This window comes from Labrys sp. 22185 (assembly GCF_052045555.1).
In the GTDB taxonomy this organism is placed as follows: Bacteria; Pseudomonadota; Alphaproteobacteria; order Rhizobiales; family Labraceae; genus Labrys; species Labrys neptuniae.
Map to the genome: position 1 here is coordinate 155,843 of NZ_JBQEPH010000006.1, position 19,142 is coordinate 174,984.

Sequence of the window (19,142 nt, forward strand, 5' to 3'; positions counted from 1 at the left end):
GTGCAGTTCCATCCTTCCCTCGGAAACGATCCAGTGGTCTCCTCACGCGCCCGCCGCACACTCGTGACGACCCTGCTGCTCGCACCGGCGAGTGCCTGGCTCGTGGTCTTCCTGGTACTGCCCTTCATCGCCGTGCTCGTCTTCAGCGTCGGCGAAAGGGCGCCGGAAGGCGGCTACCAGGCCGCACTCTCCTTCGCGCAATATGCCAATCTCGGCGCACGCTCCACCGCCTTCTGGAACACCGCGATCCTGGCGCCCGCCGGCGCCTTCGCCTGCCTGCTGGTGGCCTATCCCGTCGCTTACTATCTGGCCGTCAAGGCACCGCCGCGCTGGCGGCTGATCCTGCTGGCACTGGTGGTCATCCCGTTCTGGACCAGCCTGTTGATGCGCTCCTATGCCTGGATGTACATCCTGGGCTCGCGCGGCATCCCGGCCCTGCTCGACCTCGTCGGCATTCCCGATGTCAGGCTGCTCAATACGCCGGGCTCGGTCCTGATCGGCATCGTCTATGGCTACCTGCCGCTGATGATCCTGCCGATCTATGTCAGCCTCGAACGGCTCGATCGCCGTCTGCTCGAAGCCTCGGCCGATCTCGGCGCCACACCCTTTTCGACCTTTTTCGGCGTCACGCTGCCGCTGTCCCTGCCCGGGGTGATGACCGGCTTCAGCCTGGTGATGATCCTGCTGCTCGGCGAATATCTGATCCCGACCTTGCTCGGCGGCGGCAAGGTGTTCTTCATCGGCAACGCCTTGGTCGACCTCTTCCTGCAATCGCGCAACTGGCCGTTCGGCTCGGCCATCGCCGTGACACTGGTGGTCGCCTCGGTCGTGGTGCTCATGATCGCCAACCGTATCGCCGCACGCGTCTCGGGCGCCCGGCAGGTGGACCTGATCTGATGAGAGCCTTCGTCACCGCCGTCTTCGCCTTCCTCTATCTGCCCATCGGGCTTTTGGTGCTGTTCTCCTTCAACGCCGGCCGCAATGCCAGTGAGATCGTTGGCTTCTCGACGAAGTGGTACGGCACGGCGCTCGCCAACCCCTTCCTCACCGAAGCCCTGCGCAACAGCCTGATCGTCGCCTCCAGCAGCGCCCTGCTGGCCGCGGTATTCGGCACGGCCGCCGCCCTTGGCCTGTCGCGCGTGGGAGCACGGACCCGCCTCGTCTTCGACGCCCTTTTCGGCGCGGCCATCGTGGTGCCCGGCGTGGTCATCGGCATCGCCACGCTGGTGGCGCTGGTGCAGGTCTTCGCCTTCGCCAACCCGCTGCTTGCGGCGATCTGGCCGGGCGAGACCCCGCCCCGGCTCGGCCTCGGCTATGGTTCGATCATCGCCGCCCATGGCCTGTTCGCAATGGCGCTGGTCACCATGATCGTGCGGGCCCGGCTCGGCAGCCTGAGCCGAGACCTGGTGGAGGCTTCGAGCGATCTCTACGCCACGCCCTTCACCACCTTCCGCTCCATCGTGCTGCCGCAGATCTTCCCGGCCATCCTGGCGGGATTCCTGCTGTCCTTCACCTTCTCCTTCGACGACTTCATCGTGGCCTTCTTCGTGGCGGGTCCCCAGACCACCCTGCCGATCTATGTGTTCGCTTCGATCCGCCGCGGCGTAACCCCCGAGATCAACGCCATCGCCACGCTCGTGCTGGTCGCCTCGGTGCTGATGGTGCTGCTGGCCCAGTTCCTGCTGCGCAAGCGCCGATAACGGCCCTCGCGCCACCAATTCCCGAGTGAATGACCATGATCCTCGAAAACCGCATCGCCATCGTCACCGGCTCCGGCTCCGGCATCGGCCAGGCCGGCGCCCTTGCCATGGCGCGCGAGGGCGCCATCCTCATTGTTGCCGATCGGGACAAGGACGCCGGCGAGGCGACCGCCAGCATGATCCGCGCACGAGGCGGGCGTGCCGATGCTGTCGCCACCGACGTGGCGGATGACGCGGCCGTCGAGCGCCTCATCGGCGGCACACTCGACCGTCACGGCCGCATCGACATCCTGCACAATCATGCCGGCATCCAGGTCGGTGGGCCGCTCACCGAAGTCGGCCTCGACGGGCTCGATGCCTCCTGGCGCATCAATGTCCGCGCCCATTTCCTGGCGGCCCGGCTCGCCATGCCGGCGATGATCGCGGCGGGCGGCGGTGTCATCCTCAACACGGCTTCCAATTCCGGCGTGTTCTACGACCGGGAAATGATCGCCTATGCCACGTCCAAGCACGCCGTGGTGGCGATGACGCGCCAGATGGCACTCGACTATGCCCGGCACAAGGTCCGGGTGAACGCCCTGTGCCCCGGCTGGGTCGACACCCCCTTCAACGAGCCCTTCATTGCCCAGATGGGCGGCCGTGCCGCCATCGAGGCCTATGTTCGCGAAAAGATCCCGATGGGCCGCTGGGCCACGGCGGAAGAGATCGCCGAGGCCATTCTCTTCCTGGTCTCGGATCGTTCCGCCTTCATGACCGGCCAGGCTCTGGTCGTCGACGGCGGCGAGAGTATCGGCTGATACCAAGCCTCGGGGATGCCGACGTGCCGAAGCACGGCCTTCCCGCGATCGTAGGACGTGTCAAAGACATCGTAGGAAGTGTCAAAGACTTGGCATGGGCCGTCGCCGCAAGCTTGGGCCAACGCGGATGACGTCTGATTTACCCGTTCCGTCATTGCGAGTGAAGCGAAGCAATCCGGAGGCTTGAAGGCACAGAGTTTACGGCCCCTGGATTGCTTCGCTTCACTCGCAATGACGGGGTGGCCTTTAGGATTCCTGATATACAAATCGGCTCTGCTCGCCTCCCGCGCGCCTTTCCACGCGGACGGTATGGTGCTGCCTCGCGTTGACCAAAATGAACGCTCCTGTTTTTCGAGCAAAACACCCTGTCAATATTCGGCAGGAAATGTGTCGGTCGACATCTGCAAAAGCGCTTTGAAAAGGCTTGACTCGGGCCGCCGGCTGGAGTGCAACTATGTCAATAACATGACAAATCTGTTGCAAACTTTTGGCATACGCGTCTCTCCAGCGTCGTTTGTCTGATGATTTGCCCAGGGGAATCTCGCTTGTCTGCATCCCGCCAGATGCAACCGTTAGGTCAAATGAGGGGGGTCAACTTGAATAGGAACTTCATCTACGTGATGGTCGGTCTCGTGCTGGGCATCGCGATCGGTATCGCCTGTTTCTACTCCTTCCCCGACAAGAAAACCGCGGCCACGATCGCCGACTACATGTCCCTCGTCAGCACGATCTTCCTGAAGCTGATCAAGATGATCATTGGCCCGCTGGTGCTTTCGACCCTGATCGTCGGCATCGGCCACATGGGCGACGCAGCCACCTTGGGACGGGTTGGCGCCAAGACCATGGGCTGGTTCATCTCGGCGTCGATCGTGTCGCTGCTGCTCGGCCTGGTGATGGCCAATCTCATCCAGCCCGGCCACGGCATCGTGATCGCCGACCAGAGCGGCAATACCGCCAATATCGCGACCGCCTCCTTCAGCTTCAAGAATTTCATCGAACATCTGGTTCCGACCTCGATCTTCAAGGCGATGGCCGAAGGCGAGATCCTGCAGATCGTTGTGTTCTCGCTGTTTGCGGGCGTTGCCATCATGGCCCTGGGCGAGCGCGGCAAGCCTCTCGTCCACCTTGCCGATGACGTCGCCCACATGATGCTGACCATCACTGGTTATGTGATGACGCTGGCGCCGCTGGCCGTCTGCGCGGCCGTGGCCTCCGTCATCACCACGTCCGGCCCAAGCGTGCTCTTGAACTTCGTCAAGTTCCTCGGCGGCTTCTACCTGACGCTGCTCATCCTGTGGGGGTTCCTGATCGCCATCGGCTATTTCCTGCTCGGTGCCCGCATGGGCAATCTGATCAGGCGCATGCGCGAGCCCTTCCTGCTCGCCTTCTCGACGGCAAGTTCGGAAGCCGCCTATCCCAAGATCCTCGACCAGCTCGAGCGGTTCGGCGTCCCCAAGCGCATCGCCAGCTTCGTGCTGCCACTCGGCTATTCCTTCAACCTCGACGGCACCATGGCCTATACGACCTTCGCGACCCTGTTCGTCGCCCAGGCCTATGGCATGGAACTCTCGCTCGGCACCCAGCTTGCCATCGCCGGCACGCTGATGCTGACGTCCAAGGGCGTGGCCGGCGTGCCCAAGGCATCGCTGGTGGTGATCCTGGCGACGCTGCACCAGTTCAACATCCCGGATGCGGGGCTCTATCTGATCATCGGCATCGACCAGTTCCTCGACATGGGCCGCAGCGCCACCAATGTGATCGGCAACTCGCTGGCGGCGTCGGCAGTCGCCAAGTTCGAGGGCGGCCTCGGTCCGGAAAAGGACGACATCAACGCGCCGGAAGTGGCACCCGCAGCGGCACCCGCCTGAGCCAATGGCGGCGGCACGGCTCGTGCCGCCGCCTGCCGTCGTCGAGCATCCGAGAGCATTTTTGAGAAGAGTCGACAGGCTTTTCGACCAGGAAAATGCGCCAAAACAAAGAGTTAGGGGAAATGGCACCTCACGAAAAAGCCATTTTGCTCCAGCGTGGCGGTGCCAATCCACCCGCTGTCCGGATTTTTCAGGAGAGAGTCTTGCATAAACTCTTGGCGCTAGCGGCCATCGTCATTCTGGCGGCAAATGTCCCCGCCAAGGCCGAGGACATGATCGGGCAGGACCTGACGGCCGCACCGAAGCAGGATTACTTTCCGCTGGAGCTATCCGGCACGCTGCTGAAGGCGAACCAGACGGGCTCCATCATGATCGGCTATCGCGACGCCTCCTTCCCCTTCTCCTTCAAACAGCCGGAACAGGCCGAACCGCAAGGCTACGCCATCGAGTTTTGCAAGGGCGTGGTCGACGAGATCTCGCGCGAGCTGCATGACAAGCCGGTTCGCATCGACTACAGGCTCGTCACCTCGGACACCCGCATCGCGGCGGTGACCTCGGGCGAGGTCGACCTCGAATGCGGTTCGACCACGGCCAATCGCGAGCGCGAGAAGCAGGTTTCCTTCTCGCCCGTCACCTATGTCGCGGGCACCAAGCTGCTGGTCAAGCGCGGCTCGGGCATCCGCTCCTACAAGGATCTGCAGGGCAAGACCCTGGTGGTGACGGCGGCCACCACAAACGAAGCGGCGCTGAAGCAGCTCAACGACAAATATCATCTTGGCATGACCATCGCTTCGGCGCCCGATCATCAGCAGTCCTACGACATGCTGGCGGCCGGAAAGGCCGATGCCTTCGCCACAGACGACGTGCTGCTCTATGGTTTCATCGCGCGCAACCATGCCCAGAAGACCTTGGTCGTGGTCGGCGATTTCATCACCTATGACGCCTATGGCATCATGTTCCGCAAGGACGATCCCCTGATGGCCGAGGCCGTCAAACGCGCCTTTGCGACCATGGCCGAGCAGGGCAGGCTGGTGAGGACCTATCGCAGATGGTTCCTCCAGCCGACGCCGACCGGGGAGAATCTCAATCTGCCGATCTCCCTGCAATTGACCGAAGCCTGGCGGGCGCTCGGCATCGATGCGTTCTGATCGACCGAGGCCCCGATGAAAAACACCCCCGAACCAAGTTCGGGGGTGTCGATCGTCAGGCAGCGGAGACGATTTTCATCAGCGCCAGCAGACGCGACGGTTCACCCAGCGCCAGCCGTAATAGGTGTGGACGCGTACACGCTGCCAGCGGCAGTAACGTGCCGGACGCGGACGCCAATGCGGGCGGTAATAGTGCGGGCGATAATAATGCGGGCGGCCGCGGTGATAGACCTTCTGCGCGGCATCCGGTGACGGGGCCGACTGTTCAATGGCCTGGATCACGCCAGCATTGGCTGCGGGATGGATCACCGCAGCCTGGGCCGACTGGGCGGTCATTGCAGCGCCCCCCATGCCGAAAGCCAGAGCGGCTGCCAGAGCGAGTTTGCGAAACATTCGTTCCTCCTGCGATTCAAATCGGCGAAAGCTCGACCCGACCCCGACGGGCCGGCTTACTATGATACTAACTGCCGAAACCGTGAAGGTTCCGGGGGGAGCGGCGATTATCGTTCGTCCCTTCCCGCTTCCACTATCCCGGCATTGGCTGAATGCGACTTGATCGACCCGTTCATCCTGCATTCAGCCGGCGCGGCAACCTATCGTACCGCCAGGATTTCATGCCTATATGCGGCAAAGGCGTTCATCACCTTCTCGTGAGGACTGCCGCCCATGCTGCACAGGAAGAGGCGAAGCTGCGTTGACGACACCTGATATCCCGCAATCGACCAATCCATTGAAGCGAAGTATCGGCCGGATCCGACAATTGCTGCCCGAGAAATGGCGTCACCCGGCGCCCGTGGTTGCCGTCCTTCCGCTTTCCGGCACCATCGGTGCCGGCTCGCGGTTCTCGAGCAGCCTGGACATGACCAAGCTCGACAAGCTCATCGACAGTGCCTTCGCCGTGAAAGGCGCCAAGGCGGTCGCGCTGGTGATCAATTCACCCGGTGGCTCGCCGGCGCAATCGCATCTGATCATGCGCCGTATCCGCGCCCTCGCCGCCGAGAAAAAGCTGCCGGTCTTTGCCTTCGTCGAGGACGTCGCGGCCTCCGGGGGCTACATGATCGCCTGCGCCGCCGACGAGATCGTTGCCGACCCCGCCTCGATCCTGGGCTCCATCGGTGTGGTCTCCGCCTCCTTCGGCTTCGACAAGCTGATCGAGAAGATCGGGGTCGAGCGCCGCGTTCACACGGCCGGGCGCTCCAAGACGATGCTGGATCCCTTCCGGCCCGAAAAGCCCGAGGATGTCGAAAGGCTGGCGGCGCTGCAACATGACATCCATGACATGTTCATCGCCCTGGTCCGGGAACGCCGCGCCGGCAAGCTCAAGGGCGAGGAGGAGCTGCTGTTCTCGGGCGAGTTCTGGCTCGCGCCGCGGGCCATCGAGCTCGGCCTTGCCGATGCCATGGGCGATGTGAGGTCCACCATGCGCGCGCGCTATGGCGAGAAGGTACGCTTCAAGACCGTGTCGGAACCGCGTGGCCTGCTTGCCCGGCGCTTCGGCCTTGGCGCCCATTTCTCGGCTGCTGAAAGCGAGCAATTAACCGAAGGCATTCTTGCCGCACTCGAAGGGCGTGCAATTCGTGCCCGTTTCGGTTTATAGTTACGGAATGATGAATGAAGAGGACCTGCCATGCATCCTGTCGTTCTAGCCGTCGCCAGCCTTGTCGGGACCGTGGTTCTCGCGCGCCTGGTCAAGCGCGAATGGGAGCGAGTGAACAACGAACTCTACAAACCCCAGCCCGTGCGACAGGAAGCCATCAACCTGCGCCGCGACCCGCGTAGCGGCGTCTATCGCCCCGAATAAAGCGGCGCGGCCGTTCTGGTTGCGGGTCCTCATGCAGATCCGCCAAATGCAAAGAAGCAGGTTCTCGCGAACCTGCTTCTGCTTTTTTGGCGGGGCTTGGATCAATCGAAGTTGCGAATGATCCGGCAATGCTTGCGCATCGGCGCGCTGCGGTCCTCCATGATGGAGCCGTCGTCCAGCACCACCTGGCGCCAGACATTGGTGCAGCGCTGCTGATCGACGAACTTGACCTTGACGGGAGCCACGGCCGGGCGGGGTCGCGGCGGATTGCAGGCATGGGTGCGGCAGGGCGGCGGGTTCGTGATGATCACACGGGCCTCCGGCGAGGTCCCGCCGCCATTACCGCCACCACCGCCGCCGGACGCACCCGAGCTGGCGCCTCGGCCACCGCCATTGCCGCCAGCACCCGGGCCGGTCGTAGCGGCGAAGGACGTGGAGATCGAGCCGGCTACCGAGCCGAAGATCAAGGCCGCGATAAGTCCTGTACGAAGAAGGGATTGCCTGGACATAATACTTACTCTCCTGAGCTTTGGTTTGGACGGGATCGGTTGTGGTGTCCCGTTGCGTCCCTTGTCTCATGAGTGCTTCCCGGCATCTGTGCGGACAGGCACAAGGCCGCGCGCCGCACAAACAGGTTTCCCCAGTGTCGATCTTGCTCTAAGGGTCGGGCCCTGGTCTGTACCGGCGGAAACAGTTTCTCCGGCACGGCTCAGCTGAAGAAAAGTGCGATTTCCCTGAACCGCAATTTTCTCGGTCTCTTTTGTTTTGACGCATCTTCTCAATTGAGAAGCCGGCCGGCTTTCTGGAGAAAATGCTCTAGTTCGAGAACCGTCATGGCCGACGCTACCCCCGCCCATATGCGCCCTGAACGCTCCTTCCAGGGCCTGATCCTGACCCTTCAGCGCTATTGGGCCGATCACGGCTGTGTCGTGCTGCAGCCCTACGACATGGAAGTGGGCGCCGGTACCTTCCACCCCGCCACCACCCTGCGCTCGCTCGGCCCCAAGGCCTGGAAAGCGGCCTATGTGCAGCCTTCGCGCCGCCCCAAGGATGGGCGTTATGGCGAGAACCCCAACCGCCTGCAGCATTATTACCAGTTCCAGGTCATCCTGAAGCCTTCGCCGCCGGAGCTGCAGGACCTGTATCTCGGCTCGCTGGCCGCCATCGGGCTCGATCCCCTGGTCCATGACGTTCGCTTCGTCGAGGACGACTGGGAGAGCCCCACGCTCGGGGCCTGGGGCCTGGGCTGGGAGTGCTGGTGCGATGGCATGGAAGTGTCGCAGTTCACCTATTTCCAGCAGGTCGCCGGGCAGGAATGCAATCCTGTCTCCGGGGAGCTGACCTATGGCCTCGAGCGCCTGGCCATGTATGTCCAGGGCGTCGAGAACGTCTATGATCTCAACTATAACGGCCGCGACGGCGCCGAGAAGGTCACCTATGGCGATGTCTTCCTGCAGGCCGAGCAGGAATATTCGCGCCATAATTTCGAGCATGCCGACATCGAGATGCTCAAGCAGCACTTCATCGATGCCGAAAAGGAGTGCAAGGCCCTGCTTGCCGCCGGCGACAAGGGCAATCGGCATCAGCTCGCTTTGCCCGCCTATGACCAGTGCATCAAGGCGAGCCACCGCTTCAATCTGCTCGACGCGCGCGGCGCTATCTCGGTGACCGAGCGCCAGAGCTACATCCTGCGCGTACGCGACCTCGCCAAGGCCTGCGGCGAGGCTTGGGTCAAGACCGAAGCCGGCGGGGCCTGATCGTAGACCCTCTCCGCGCTCCCCATCCCTTCCCTTTCCGGCCTTCCAGGTCACCAGCTTTCGAAACCGATCCCATGCCCGACCTCCTGCTCGAACTCTTCTCCGAGGAAATCCCCGCCCGCATGCAGGCCAAGGCGGCCGAGGACCTCAAGAAAATGGTGACGGATGCGCTCGTTGCGCGCGGCGTCGTCTATGAGGGCGCCTCGGCCTATGCCACGCCGCGCCGCTTGGCCCTGACCGTGCATGGCCTGCCGGCCCGCCAGCCCGATACGCGCGAAGAGCGCAAGGGCCCTCGTGTCGGCGCCCCCGACGGCGCTATCCAGGGCTTCCTAAAGGCCGCCGGCCTCGCCTCGCTCGACCAGGCCCGCATCGAGAGCGATCCCAAGAAGGGCGAGTTCTACGTGGCGGTGGTGGAAAAGGCCGGACGGGCCCTACCCGACCTCATCGCCGAGATCGTGCCGGAAGTGGTGCGCAGCTTCCCCTGGCCCAAATCCATGCGCTGGGGTTCGGGCAGCCTGCGCTGGGTGCGTCCGCTGCATTCGATCCTCTGCACCTTCGGCCCAGAGACCGAGGACCCGGAAGTGGTGCGCTTCGAGATCGAGGGCGTCGCCGTCGGCGATACCACCAAGGGCCATCGCTTCATGGCGCCGGGGACCATCCAGGTCAGGCGCTTCGAAGACTATGTCGCCAAGCTGGAGGCCGCCAAGGTGGTGCTCGATCCGGCCCGCCGACGCGACATCATCCTTACCGATGCCCGCAACCTCGCTTTCGCCCAGGGGCTGGAACTGGTCGAGGACGACGCGGTGCTGCATGAGGCCGCCGGCCTGGTGGAATGGCCGGTGGTGCTGATGGGCTCCTTCGAGGAGAGCTTCCTCTCGGTACCGGACGAAGCGATCCAGGCCACCATCCGCGCCAACCAGAAATGCTTCGTGGTGCGCGATCCCAAGACGGGGCGCCTCGCCAACCGTTTCATCCTGATCGCCAATATCGAGGCTGTCGACGGCGGAGCGGCCATCGTCGCCGGCAATGAGCGCGTCATCCGCGCGCGCCTCTCCGACGCCAAGTTCTTCTGGGAAACCGACCAGAAACCCCTGCCCGGTTATGAAGCTGAAGGCAAGCCGCTCGACCAGCGCCTCGCCAAGATCATCGCCTCGAATGTGGTGTTCCACGAGAAGCTCGGCACGCAGGGCCAGCGCATCGAGCGCATCGCCGCTTTGGCCAAGGCGCTAGCGCCTGTCGTGGGTGCCGACCCCGCCAAGGCCGAGCGGGCGGCCAGGCTCGCCAAGGCGGATCTTGCCACCGAAATGGTCGGCGAGTTTCCCGAACTGCAGGGGCTGATGGGCCGCTATTACGCCACCGCCCAGGGCGAGGACGCCGCCATCGCCGCCGCGCTCGAGGATCATTACCGTCCCAAGGGCGCCGGTGACGGCGCGCCGAGCGATCCGGTCGCGGTCGCCGTGGCGCTCGCCGACAAGCTCGACACGCTGATCGGCTTCTGGACCATCGACGAGAAGCCGACCGGCAGCAAGGATCCCTATGCCCTGCGCCGGGCCGCCCTCGGTGTCATCCGCCTGGTGCTCGACAACAGGCTGCGCCTGCCCCTCCTCACGACCGTCGCCAAGGCTCCCTTCGCCAAGAGCAACGACATCGCCGACGATCTTCTGGCCTTCTTCGCCGACCGCCTGAAGGTGCAGTTGCGTGAACAGGGCGCGCGCCACGATCTCGTCGACGCGGTCTTCGGTCTCGGCGGGCAGGACGATCTCCTGCTCATCGTCCGGCGGGTCGAGGCACTCGGCCGCTTCCTCGGCAGCGAGGACGGCAAGGCCCTGCTGGCGGGAGCCAAGCGCGCCGCCAATATCCTGCGCATCGAGGAGAAGAAGGACGGCGCGGGTGCCTATGCCGGCGGCGCGGATGCCTCTCGCCTCACCGAGCCGGAGGAAAAGGCGCTGCAGGCCGCCTTGCAGGCGGCCCGGCAGGCAGCATCGGCTGCCATTGCCGCCGAGGACTATGAAGGCGCCATGACGGCCCTTTCGCAGCTGCGCCGGCCCGTCGACGCTTTCTTCGACAAGATCCTCGTCAACGCCGACGATGCAGCCCTGCGCCTCAACCGCCTGAAGCTGCTGGAAGAGATCCGCACGGCAACCCGTAGCGTCGCCGATTTCTCGCGCATCGAGGGCTGAAGCGTTTTGCGATCTGGCGGAATCGCCAAGATTCGCAAAGACGCTCCAGCCAATCCGCAGGATTGGCTTGGAACCAACGAGGGAGAGCAAACACGCGTTTTCGCCTAAACGCACTTTGCTCTCCTACTCGGCCCCAACAAGCCTCATCGACCCGTCATCGCGAGCACAGCGAAGCAATCCAGGGGCTATAGGCCAGCGATCTTGCGAAGGCTGGATTGTTTCGCTGCGCTCGCAATGACGGATATCCTTGCTATGAAAACACAGGCCGAGCTCGTCTCCACAAGACGATCTTGCACCATTGCTCGCCGGTGCTAACACTAGAAAGCTTTCACCGGATCTGCGTTTCTTGTCGCCGGGGACGCCTGCATGACCGTTTCTGACTCTGCCCTACAGCGTCCCTCCCCCAATTGGGATGACTACCGCTATGTCCGCGCCGTGGCGGAGACCAAATCCCTGGTGGGCGCCGCGACGGCCCTCGGCGTCAACCATTCTACTGTCTTCCGCCGCATCAATGCCGTCGAGGAATTGCTCGGCGCCCGCTTGTTCGAACGAGGGCGCAGCGGTTACGCCCTTACCGCGGCGGGGGAGGAGATGGTGGCCCTCGCCGGCCGCATGGCCGACGACATCAGCGGCTTCGAGCGCCGTGTGGCGGGCCGGGATGTCAAGCCGTCCGGGGAATTGCGCGTCACCACCAATGACAGCATCATGGCGCACCTGACCATGCCGGTCTTCACCAGTTTCCTGACCAGCTTTCCCGACATCCGCCTCGACGTCGTCGTCTCCAACCTGCCGCTGAACTTGTCCAAGCGGGATGCGGACGTGGCGATCCGTGCCACCTCGGCGCCGCCGGACACGCTGGTGGGGCGGCGGGTCTGCACCATTGCCTGGGCCATTTACGGCCCGGAGCGGCTGAAGGGTGCCGAGCTCGCCGACCTCTTCGCCGAGCGCTGGATCGCCACCGGCGAAGGTCTTTCCAACATTCCGCCGGCACGCTGGGTGGAACGTGAAGTGCCGAACGAGCGCATCGTGATGCGCCTCAACACAATTCTCGGCGTCGCCGAGGCCCTGCGGTCAGGGTTCGGGGTCGGCTTGCTGCCCTGCTATATCGGCGACGCCCTGCCGCTGCCGCGCCTTTCCGAGCCGCTGCCGGGCGTCGGCGCCGGCCTGTGGTTGCTGACCCATCCCGATCTCAAGCACTCCGCCAAGGTTCGCGCCTTCATGGACCATGGCTGGGAAGCACTGACGAAGCTCAGGCCCGTGCTGGAGGGAACGGCAGAGGTCTGAGCGCGCTCCGTTTCCCCAGGCTCGATCGCCGCTCTACCCTTCAAGCAAGGCGATCGCCTGCTTCCCTCTGCGCGGCCATCTCCGCTGGCCTTGCAGTACCACGATGGGCCAGCGCTGCCGCGATCAGGGCCATGGCGGCCAGAGCCGCACCGATGCCCGGCAGATAGGCGATCGGCACCCGCTCCACCGCGACGCCGCCGAGCGCCGTGCCGAGGCCGACACCGACATGCATGGCGGAAAGATTGAGACTCACCCCAGCCTCCGCGGTGTCAGGCCCCATCGCGATCAGGAAGCTCTGCACTGCCGGCGAAATCATCCAGCTCAGGCAGGCCCAAGCCATCATCACCGGGAAGAAGGACAGGCTCGTGCCCGTCACCAGCGGAATCAACATCAGGGCCGTGAGGTAGCCCGCCGGCACCAGCATGATCGCCCGGCGCGGCGTGAGCTTGTCGGCGGCGAGACCGCCGAGATAGCCGCCCGAGACGCCGGCAATGCCGAAGGCGATGAAGGCCAGCACGGTACCCATGCCGACAATGCCGAGAACGGCACCTAGATAGGGGGCGAGATAGGCAAACAGCACGAAATGGCCTGATATCATCAGGATCGAGACGAGCTGGGCACAGATCAGGGGAGGAGACCGCAAATGGGCAAGGTAGTCGGGCGGCCCCTGCCGGCGGGCACCGACATCGGGCAGCTTCGAGCGGCAGACCACCAGGACGATGACGGCCAGGGCGGCAAGCACCAGGAACACGCTGCGCCAGCCCGCAAGCGAGCAGACCAGCATGCCGATCGGCACGCCGAGCACCAGCGAGCCGCTCACCCCCATGAAGATCACGCCGATCGCCCGGCCCTTCATGCTCTCGTCGACGAGCTCGGTGGCGAGCATGGTCGCCAGCAGCGCGATGGTGGCACTCGCCGCCGCCATGCCGACACGGGCGGCAAACAGCGCGCCGTAGCCGGGGCTGGCGGCTGCAAGGAGATTGCAAAGAGCGAAGGCGGCCAGGGCAGCGAGGAAGGCTGCCTTGTGCTCGAAACGCGCGGTCAGCAGCAGTGCGGCAGGCGCCGCCAGCGCAAAAGTGATGGAAAAGGCCGTGGTAAGCTGGCCGGCCAGGCCGAGAGAAACATCGAGGCTGCCGGCAATGTCGGGCAGGATGCCGATGACGATGTTCTCGGCGGTGCCGGTGACGAAAGTGGCAAGTGCGAGGAGCAGGACGCGCCGATCCATCTGGTCTTCCCGATATGTGAGATCGGGTTTCGAGGCAGCGCTTCGGTTATCCCTCCGAAGCGGCTGGATAGCACGAAAATCGCGGATTTGGAATTGCCGTGCGCCTCTTCAGACTGGCGCCTGCCTCAGGACGGAACGCCGCGTTGCCAGGATTGCCGGTCCGAAGACCCGCACACCGGTTTCGTCCTACGCCGCCGCCCGCCCTGCGCCGACATTGGCTAGTCCGATGGCGCCGAGGATGATGCCGACGCCCGCCCATTGCGAGGGCAGGAAGGCCTCGTGCAGTATCAGCCCGGCCATGACGACCGCCACCGGCAGTTCCACCGAGGACAGCATCGCCGCCAGGCCCACCCCGGTGGCCGGAATGCCCTTGTTGAACAGGAACGGCGGCAGCACCGTGCCGAACAGGGCGATGACGAGGCCCCAGCCCCAGATGATGCTGGGATCGAACCGCACAGACAATTGCGGCAGGGCGATCAGCACTGCGACCACCGCACCGCCGAACACCATCAGGAAGCTTCGGCTGATCACGTCGACATGCACCGCCACGTGGTTGGAACACCAGATCACCGCGGTGTAACTCACGGCAGCGAGCAGGCCGAAACCGACGCCGAGCACGCTCAAATGGGCGGCATCGCCGAGGAGATTGGTCGCCAATACGGTGCCGAGCAGCACCAGCAGGGACGAGACCAGCTTGGTCGACGACGGCCAGGACCGGCTCAGCACCGCATCGAGCGCCACGCCCATCCACACGCTCTGCATCAGCAGCACGATCGCCGCCGAGACCGAGGTATAGGCCACCGACAGATAATAGAAGGAGCCGGTGAAGCCGATGCTGGCACCGCCGGCGATCAATTTGAGCCGGTCGGGCCAGCGCACCGGCAGGCTGCCGGGCCTGGCCGGCCGCATCCGGCTGGCCAGCTTGATCAGCCCGAGGACGACGGCGCCGATGACGAATTGCGTGCCGATAACCTCGCCCGGCGAATAGCCCTGGCCATAGGCGAGCTTCACGCAGGTCGACTGCAGGCCATAGCAGGAGGCCCCGATGAGGACGAGCACGATGCCCACAAAGAGATCCTTGCGCATGGCGGCCTTGGCATGAGGGAGAATGAGCGTCGAGGCTGGTGCCTCGTAAATGACGCGTCTGATTGGCTTGCCCATTGCGGAGAGTGCTTGGGGGCAAAACGCAACCTTTGTCATGCCCGGGCTTGCCCCGGGCATCCAGGGGCTCGGCAGTCGCGGTTGGATTGCCGGGTCAAGCCCGGCAATGACAAAGGTCGCGCAAGCGGTCCTTGCCGCGCCTCAGCCGATCTCCACCACGACGCGCCCCCTGACCTTGCCTTCCAGGATGTTGGCAGCGGTCTCGCGGACTTCGTCGAAGGGGATCGAGCTCGTCATGGCGTCGAGCTTGTCGCGGTCGAGTTCGTTGGCCAGACGCCGCCAGGCTTCCTGGCGGACCACCTGGGGGCATTGCACCGAATCGATGCCGAGCAGCGAGACCCCCCGGAGGATGAAGGGCATCACGCTGGAGGGCAGGTCGGCCCCGCCGGCCAGGCCGCAGGCGGCGACGGCGCCGCCATATTTGATCTGCGAGATCACATTGGCCAGGGTGAGCGAGCCGACCGTGTCGACGGCACCGGCAAAGCGTTCCTTGCCGAGAGGGCGCACCGGCCCGGTCAGCTCTGCGCGGTCGATCACCTCGGAGGCGCCGAGATTCTTGAGATAATCGGCCTCCTCCGGGCGTCCCGTGGAGGCGATCACCGTGTAGCCCGCCCGGGCGAGCAAGGCGACCGCGGTCGAGCCGACACCGCCGGCCGCCCCAGTCACCAGCACCGGTCCGCGCGAGGGGGTGATGGCATGGGCCTCGAGCGCCATCAGGCTGAGCATGGCGGTATAACCGGCCGTGCCGATCGCCATCGCCTGCGCATGGGTCATGCCATAGGGCACCCTAACCAGCCATTCGCCCTTGACGCGGGCTCGCTCGGCATAGCCGCCGAGATGGGTCTCGCCCACGCCCCAGCCATTGAGGATGACATGGTCGCCGGGATCCCAGTCCTTCGAGGAGGAGGCGATCACCTCGCCGGCGAAGTCGACCCCCGGGATCATCGGAAAACGCCGCACCACCGGCCCCTTGCCGGTGACGGCAAGACCGTCCTTGTAGTTGACGGTCGAGTGGGTGACGCGGACCGTGACATCGCCGTCCATCAGATCGCGCTCGTCGAATTCGGCGAAGTTGCAGGCATAGCCGGTATCCGGCTTGGTGACGACGAGAGCCTTGAAAGTCGACATGCACGCTCCTGCAATTGCTGTCTGGTGTCCAGATCGTATCCTGGCGTTTTCAAGGCCCGGGCCGGTTATGGCAAGCGGAAAAATGGCCGCATGTCCGGCGAACCGCCGCGCTCGTCCGGCAAACAAGCGACAGGCAAAGCCATCATCGAGCGTTCGACCGGATTAATCCGACATATTGCGCCCCAAACATGCCAGTTCTTCAGACAAAAGCGGGATCAGGCGCAATTATTACACTCTGACACATTTTGTTATCCGCCCAACCTATCGATTTAGACGTTTGAAGAATTGAATTTATCGGCCAGCTGTGGAAAGGCTCTGCGCCAAATACGTGCCGGCACAATCGGCCAATCCGAAATCACTGAGGAAGTGCAATGACGAAGTGGGTGTATGGGTTCGGCGACGGCAAGGCCGAAGGCGAACAGGGCATGAAGAACCTGCTGGGCGGCAAGGGCGCCAACCTGGCGGAGATGTCGAATCTGGGCTTGCCGGTGCCGCCCGGCTTCACCGTCACCACCGAAGTCTGCACCTATTACTACGCCAATGACCGCAGCTACCCACCGGAGCTGCGGGCCCAAGTCGAAGCGGCCCTGGCCGAGATCGGCCGCATCACCGGCAAGGCTTTCGGCGATGCCAGGAACCCGCTGCTGGTCTCGGTGCGCTCGGGTGCGCGCGCCTCGATGCCGGGCATGATGGACACCGTGCTCAATCTCGGCCTCAACGACACCACAGTCGCTGCGGTAGCAGCCGCCTCCAACAATGAGCGCTTCGCCTGGGACTCCTACCGGCGCTTCATCACCATGTTCTCCGATGTGGTTCTCGGCGTCGACCACGGCCATTTCGAGGAGATCCTCGACACCTACAAGGAACGCAAGGGCTATGTGCTCGACACCGACCTCCAGGCGGCCGACTGGAAGACGCTGGTCGGCCAGTACAAGGCCCTGGTGCTCGAAGAGCTCGGCAAGCCCTTCCCGGAGGATCCGCAGGAGCAGCTCTGGGGCGCGATCGGCGCCGTGTTCGCCTCCTGGATGAACGCCCGCGCCATCACCTATCGCTCGCTGCACGCCATCCCCGCCGAATGGGGCACGGCCGTCAATGTGCAGGCCATGGTGTTCGGCAATCGCGGCGATACCTCCGCCACCGGCGTCGCCTTCACCCGCAACCCCTCCACCGGCGAGCACGCGCTCTATGGCGAGTTCCTGATCAACGCCCAGGGCGAGGACGTGGTGGCCGGCATCCGCACGCCGCAGCCGATCTCCAAGGCGGCGGCCCTGGCCGGCGCCTCGAACAAGCCCTCGATGGAAGAGGCGATGCCATCAGCCTTCGCCGAATTCGTCGGCATCACCAAGGTGCTCGAGAAGCATTACCGCGACATGCAGGACATCGAGTTCACGGTCGAGGACAACAAGCTGTGGATGCTGCAGACGCGTTCGGGCAAGCGCACCGCCAAGGCCTCGCTGCGCATCGCGGTCGAGATGGCCAAGGAAGGCCTGATCAGCGAGGAAGAAGCGGTCGGCCGCATCGATCCCGGCGCCCTCGACCAGCTTCTCCACCCCACCATCGACCCCAAGGCCGAGCGCATCGAGATCGCCCGTGGCCTGCCGGCCTCCCCCGGCGCCGCTTCGGGCGAGATCGTCTTCACCTCCGAGGAGGCCGAAGCCGGCAAGGCAGCCGGCAAGACCGTCATCCTGGTGCGCCAGGAAACCAGCCCGGAGGACATCAAGGGCATGCTGGCCGCCTCGGGCATCCTCACCCGCCTCGGCGGCATGACCTCGCACGCCGCCGTGGTGGCGCGCGGCTGGGGCAAGCCCTGCGTCTCCGGCGCGGGCAGCATCCGCGTCGACACCGCCGCCGGCACGCTGCTGGCCGGCGGCAAGACCTACAAGAAGGGCGACGTCATCACCATCGACGGCTCGACCGGACAGGTGCTGGCCGGCAAGATCGCCATGGTGCAGCCTGAGCTCTCCGGCGAGTTCGCCGAGCTGATGACCTGGGCCGACGGTGTCCGGCGCATGAAGGTGCGCACCAATGCCGAGACCCCGGCCGATGCCCGCCAGGCCCGCAGTTTCGGGGCCGAAGGCATCGGCCTGTGCCGCACCGAACACATGTTCTTCGACGAGGGCCGCATCGTCGCCATGCGCGAGATGATCCTGTCCGACGACGAGAAGGGCCGGCGCGCGGCTCTTGCCAAGCTCCTGCCGATGCAGCGCGAGGATTTCCGCCAGCTCTTCGAGATCATGTCGGGCCTGCCGGTCACCATCCGCCTGCTCGACCCGCCGCTGCACGAGTTCCTGCCCCATTCGGAGGAGGAAATCGCCGAAGTCGCGACCGCGATGGGAGCCTCGGCCGCCAAGCTCAGGGCCCGCGCCCAGGAATTGCACGAGTTCAACCCGATGCTCGGCTTCCGCGGCTGCCGCCTGGCGATCGCCTTCCCGGAGATCGCCGAGATGCAGGCGCGCGCCATCTTCGAGGCGGCGGTGGAGGCTGCCGCTTCCACCGGCCAGCCGGTGACGCCCGAGATCATGGTGCCGCTGGTGGCGACCCGGGCCGAACTCGACCTCGTCAAGGCCCGCATCGATGCCATGGCGCAGGCGGTGGAAAAGGAGAAGGGCGTCAAGCTGGTCTATCAGGTCGGCACGATGATCGAGCTGCCGCGCGCCGCCATTCGCGCCGGCGAGATCGCCGAAAGCGCCGAATTCTTCTCCTTCGGCACCAACGACCTCACCCAGACCACCATCGGCATCTCGCGCGACGACGCGGCCTCCTTCCTCGGTACCTATGTGCAGAAGGGCATCTTCGCTACCGACCCCTTCGTCTCGATCGACCAGGAAGGCGTCGGCGCGCTGGTGGAGATCGGCGTCGAGCGTGGCCGCAAGCAGCGGGCCAATCTCAAGCTCGGCATTTGCGGCGAGCATGGCGGCGACCCGGCCTCGATCGCTTTTTGCGAGCGCAGCGGGCTCGACTACGTCTCCTGCTCGCCCTTCCGCGTGCCGATCGCCAGGCTGGCCGCCGCACAGGCCGCACTCGAGGCTAAAAAGTAGGCCTTGACCTCGAATGCGGTTCACTTAGGCGTCTTCGAGTTCGCACGACCTTTGT

At 64.6% G+C, this 19,142-nt stretch carries 16 protein-coding genes; 11 read left to right on the top strand and 5 right to left on the bottom strand.

Going from position 1 to position 19,142, the window contains the following annotated elements; all coding sequences use genetic code 11:
* Positions 1 to 33 precede the first annotated feature (33 nt).
* The 5 genes from ACTJKX_RS14430 (at position 34) to ACTJKX_RS14450 (ending at position 5,513) form a co-directional block, all read left to right on the top strand.
* Positions 34 to 897, top strand: a complete 864-nt coding sequence (locus tag ACTJKX_RS14430; protein WP_440725669.1) for an ABC transporter permease — start codon at positions 34 to 36, stop codon at positions 895 to 897.
* The gene (locus ACTJKX_RS14435) at positions 897 to 1,700 is read left to right on the top strand and encodes an ABC transporter permease (protein WP_311943168.1); all 804 of its coding nucleotides are present in this window, start codon (positions 897 to 899) and stop codon (positions 1,698 to 1,700) included. Before ACTJKX_RS14430 ends, ACTJKX_RS14435 begins: the two co-directional genes overlap by 1 nt.
* A gap of 35 nt (positions 1,701 to 1,735) precedes the next feature.
* Complete coding sequence (locus ACTJKX_RS14440) at positions 1,736 to 2,497, top strand: SDR family NAD(P)-dependent oxidoreductase (protein WP_311943170.1); 762 nt, start codon at positions 1,736 to 1,738, stop codon at positions 2,495 to 2,497.
* A 581-nt stretch (positions 2,498 to 3,078) separates the two neighbouring features.
* The gene (locus ACTJKX_RS14445) at positions 3,079 to 4,365 is read left to right on the top strand and encodes a dicarboxylate/amino acid:cation symporter (RefSeq protein WP_376717754.1); all 1,287 of its coding nucleotides are present in this window, start codon (positions 3,079 to 3,081) and stop codon (positions 4,363 to 4,365) included.
* Between the two features lie 203 nt (positions 4,366 to 4,568).
* Positions 4,569 to 5,513 carry an amino acid ABC transporter substrate-binding protein gene (locus ACTJKX_RS14450; RefSeq protein WP_440725670.1) on the top strand — a complete coding sequence of 315 codons (945 nt, stop codon included), beginning with the start codon at positions 4,569 to 4,571 and terminating at the stop codon, positions 5,511 to 5,513.
* A gap of 78 nt (positions 5,514 to 5,591) precedes the next feature.
* On the opposite strand, the gene ACTJKX_RS14455 is transcribed toward ACTJKX_RS14450, so the two are convergent.
* Entirely contained in the window at positions 5,592 to 5,906 is a 315-nt protein-coding gene (locus ACTJKX_RS14455; protein ID WP_311943175.1) for a hypothetical protein, read from the bottom strand.
* A gap of 301 nt (positions 5,907 to 6,207) precedes the next feature.
* On the opposite strand from ACTJKX_RS14455, the gene ACTJKX_RS14460 reads away from it, so the two are divergent.
* Positions 6,208 to 7,110, top strand: a complete 903-nt coding sequence (locus ACTJKX_RS14460) for a S49 family peptidase (protein WP_440725671.1) — start codon at positions 6,208 to 6,210, stop codon at positions 7,108 to 7,110.
* A gap of 30 nt (positions 7,111 to 7,140) precedes the next feature.
* A complete protein-coding gene (locus ACTJKX_RS14465; RefSeq protein WP_156771628.1) occupies positions 7,141 to 7,314 on the top strand; it encodes a hypothetical protein in 174 nt (57 codons plus the stop codon).
* 101 nt (positions 7,315 to 7,415) lie between these two features.
* Here the strand turns inward: ACTJKX_RS14465 and ACTJKX_RS14470 are convergent, their stop codons facing one another.
* Entirely contained in the window at positions 7,416 to 7,823 is a 408-nt protein-coding gene (locus tag ACTJKX_RS14470) for a hypothetical protein (RefSeq protein WP_440725672.1), read from the bottom strand.
* Between the two features lie 324 nt (positions 7,824 to 8,147).
* Between ACTJKX_RS14470 and ACTJKX_RS14475 the strand changes: the two genes are divergently transcribed.
* From ACTJKX_RS14475 to ACTJKX_RS14485, 3 genes are all read left to right on the top strand, one after another.
* The gene (locus ACTJKX_RS14475) at positions 8,148 to 9,071 is read left to right on the top strand and encodes a glycine--tRNA ligase subunit alpha (protein WP_311943182.1); all 924 of its coding nucleotides are present in this window, start codon (positions 8,148 to 8,150) and stop codon (positions 9,069 to 9,071) included.
* 74 nt (positions 9,072 to 9,145) lie between these two features.
* Positions 9,146 to 11,251: a glycine--tRNA ligase subunit beta gene (gene glyS, locus ACTJKX_RS14480; RefSeq protein ID WP_440725673.1), complete on the top strand. Its 2,106-nt coding sequence runs from the start codon at positions 9,146 to 9,148 to the stop codon at positions 11,249 to 11,251.
* Between the two features lie 366 nt (positions 11,252 to 11,617).
* Positions 11,618 to 12,535, top strand: a complete 918-nt coding sequence (locus tag ACTJKX_RS14485) for a LysR family transcriptional regulator (RefSeq protein WP_311943186.1) — start codon at positions 11,618 to 11,620, stop codon at positions 12,533 to 12,535.
* Between the two features lie 40 nt (positions 12,536 to 12,575).
* On the opposite strand, the gene ACTJKX_RS14490 is transcribed toward ACTJKX_RS14485, so the two are convergent.
* The 3 genes from ACTJKX_RS14490 to acuI all read right to left on the bottom strand — a co-directional run bounded on the left by ACTJKX_RS14490 (position 12,576) and on the right by acuI (position 16,049).
* Positions 12,576 to 13,760, bottom strand: coding sequence for an MFS transporter (locus ACTJKX_RS14490; RefSeq protein WP_440725674.1), 1,185 nt, complete (start codon positions 13,758 to 13,760; stop codon positions 12,576 to 12,578).
* Positions 13,761 to 13,946: 186 nt separating this feature from the next.
* Positions 13,947 to 14,846 carry an EamA family transporter gene (locus ACTJKX_RS14495; protein ID WP_440725675.1) on the bottom strand — a complete coding sequence of 300 codons (900 nt, stop codon included), beginning with the start codon at positions 14,844 to 14,846 and terminating at the stop codon, positions 13,947 to 13,949.
* Between the two features lie 216 nt (positions 14,847 to 15,062).
* Positions 15,063 to 16,049, bottom strand: a complete 987-nt coding sequence (gene acuI / locus ACTJKX_RS14500; RefSeq protein ID WP_440725676.1) for an acrylyl-CoA reductase (NADPH) — start codon at positions 16,047 to 16,049, stop codon at positions 15,063 to 15,065.
* Between the two features lie 371 nt (positions 16,050 to 16,420).
* On the opposite strand from acuI, the gene ppdK reads away from it, so the two are divergent.
* Positions 16,421 to 19,087, top strand: coding sequence for a pyruvate, phosphate dikinase (gene ppdK / locus ACTJKX_RS14505; protein ID WP_440725677.1), 2,667 nt, complete (start codon positions 16,421 to 16,423; stop codon positions 19,085 to 19,087).
* Positions 19,088 to 19,142: the final 55 nt, after the last annotated feature.

Bases quoted from the DNA above. Each gene is read 5' to 3' on its own strand.
- ACTJKX_RS14435 (WP_311943168.1), top strand. From the start codon at position 897: ATGAGAGCCTTCGTCACCGCCGTCTTCGCCTTCCTCTATCTGCCCATC.
- ACTJKX_RS14440 (WP_311943170.1), top strand. From the start codon at position 1,736: ATGATCCTCGAAAACCGCATCGCCATCGTCACCGGCTCCGGCTCCGGC.
- ACTJKX_RS14445 (WP_376717754.1), top strand. From the start codon at position 3,079: ATGAGGGGGGTCAACTTGAATAGGAACTTCATCTACGTGATGGTCGGT.
- ACTJKX_RS14455 (WP_311943175.1), bottom strand. From the start codon at position 5,906: ATGTTTCGCAAACTCGCTCTGGCAGCCGCTCTGGCTTTCGGCATGGGG.
- ACTJKX_RS14465 (WP_156771628.1), top strand. From the start codon at position 7,141: ATGCATCCTGTCGTTCTAGCCGTCGCCAGCCTTGTCGGGACCGTGGTT.
- ACTJKX_RS14470 (WP_440725672.1), bottom strand. From the start codon at position 7,823: ATGTCCAGGCAATCCCTTCTTCGTACAGGACTTATCGCGGCCTTGATC.
- ACTJKX_RS14475 (WP_311943182.1), top strand. From the start codon at position 8,148: ATGGCCGACGCTACCCCCGCCCATATGCGCCCTGAACGCTCCTTCCAG.
- glyS (WP_440725673.1), top strand. From the start codon at position 9,146: ATGCCCGACCTCCTGCTCGAACTCTTCTCCGAGGAAATCCCCGCCCGC.
- ACTJKX_RS14485 (WP_311943186.1), top strand. From the start codon at position 11,618: ATGACCGTTTCTGACTCTGCCCTACAGCGTCCCTCCCCCAATTGGGAT.
- ACTJKX_RS14490 (WP_440725674.1), bottom strand. From the start codon at position 13,760: ATGGATCGGCGCGTCCTGCTCCTCGCACTTGCCACTTTCGTCACCGGC.
- ACTJKX_RS14495 (WP_440725675.1), bottom strand. From the start codon at position 14,846: ATGCGCAAGGATCTCTTTGTGGGCATCGTGCTCGTCCTCATCGGGGCC.
- acuI (WP_440725676.1), bottom strand. From the start codon at position 16,049: ATGTCGACTTTCAAGGCTCTCGTCGTCACCAAGCCGGATACCGGCTAT.
- ppdK (WP_440725677.1), top strand. From the start codon at position 16,421: ATGACGAAGTGGGTGTATGGGTTCGGCGACGGCAAGGCCGAAGGCGAA.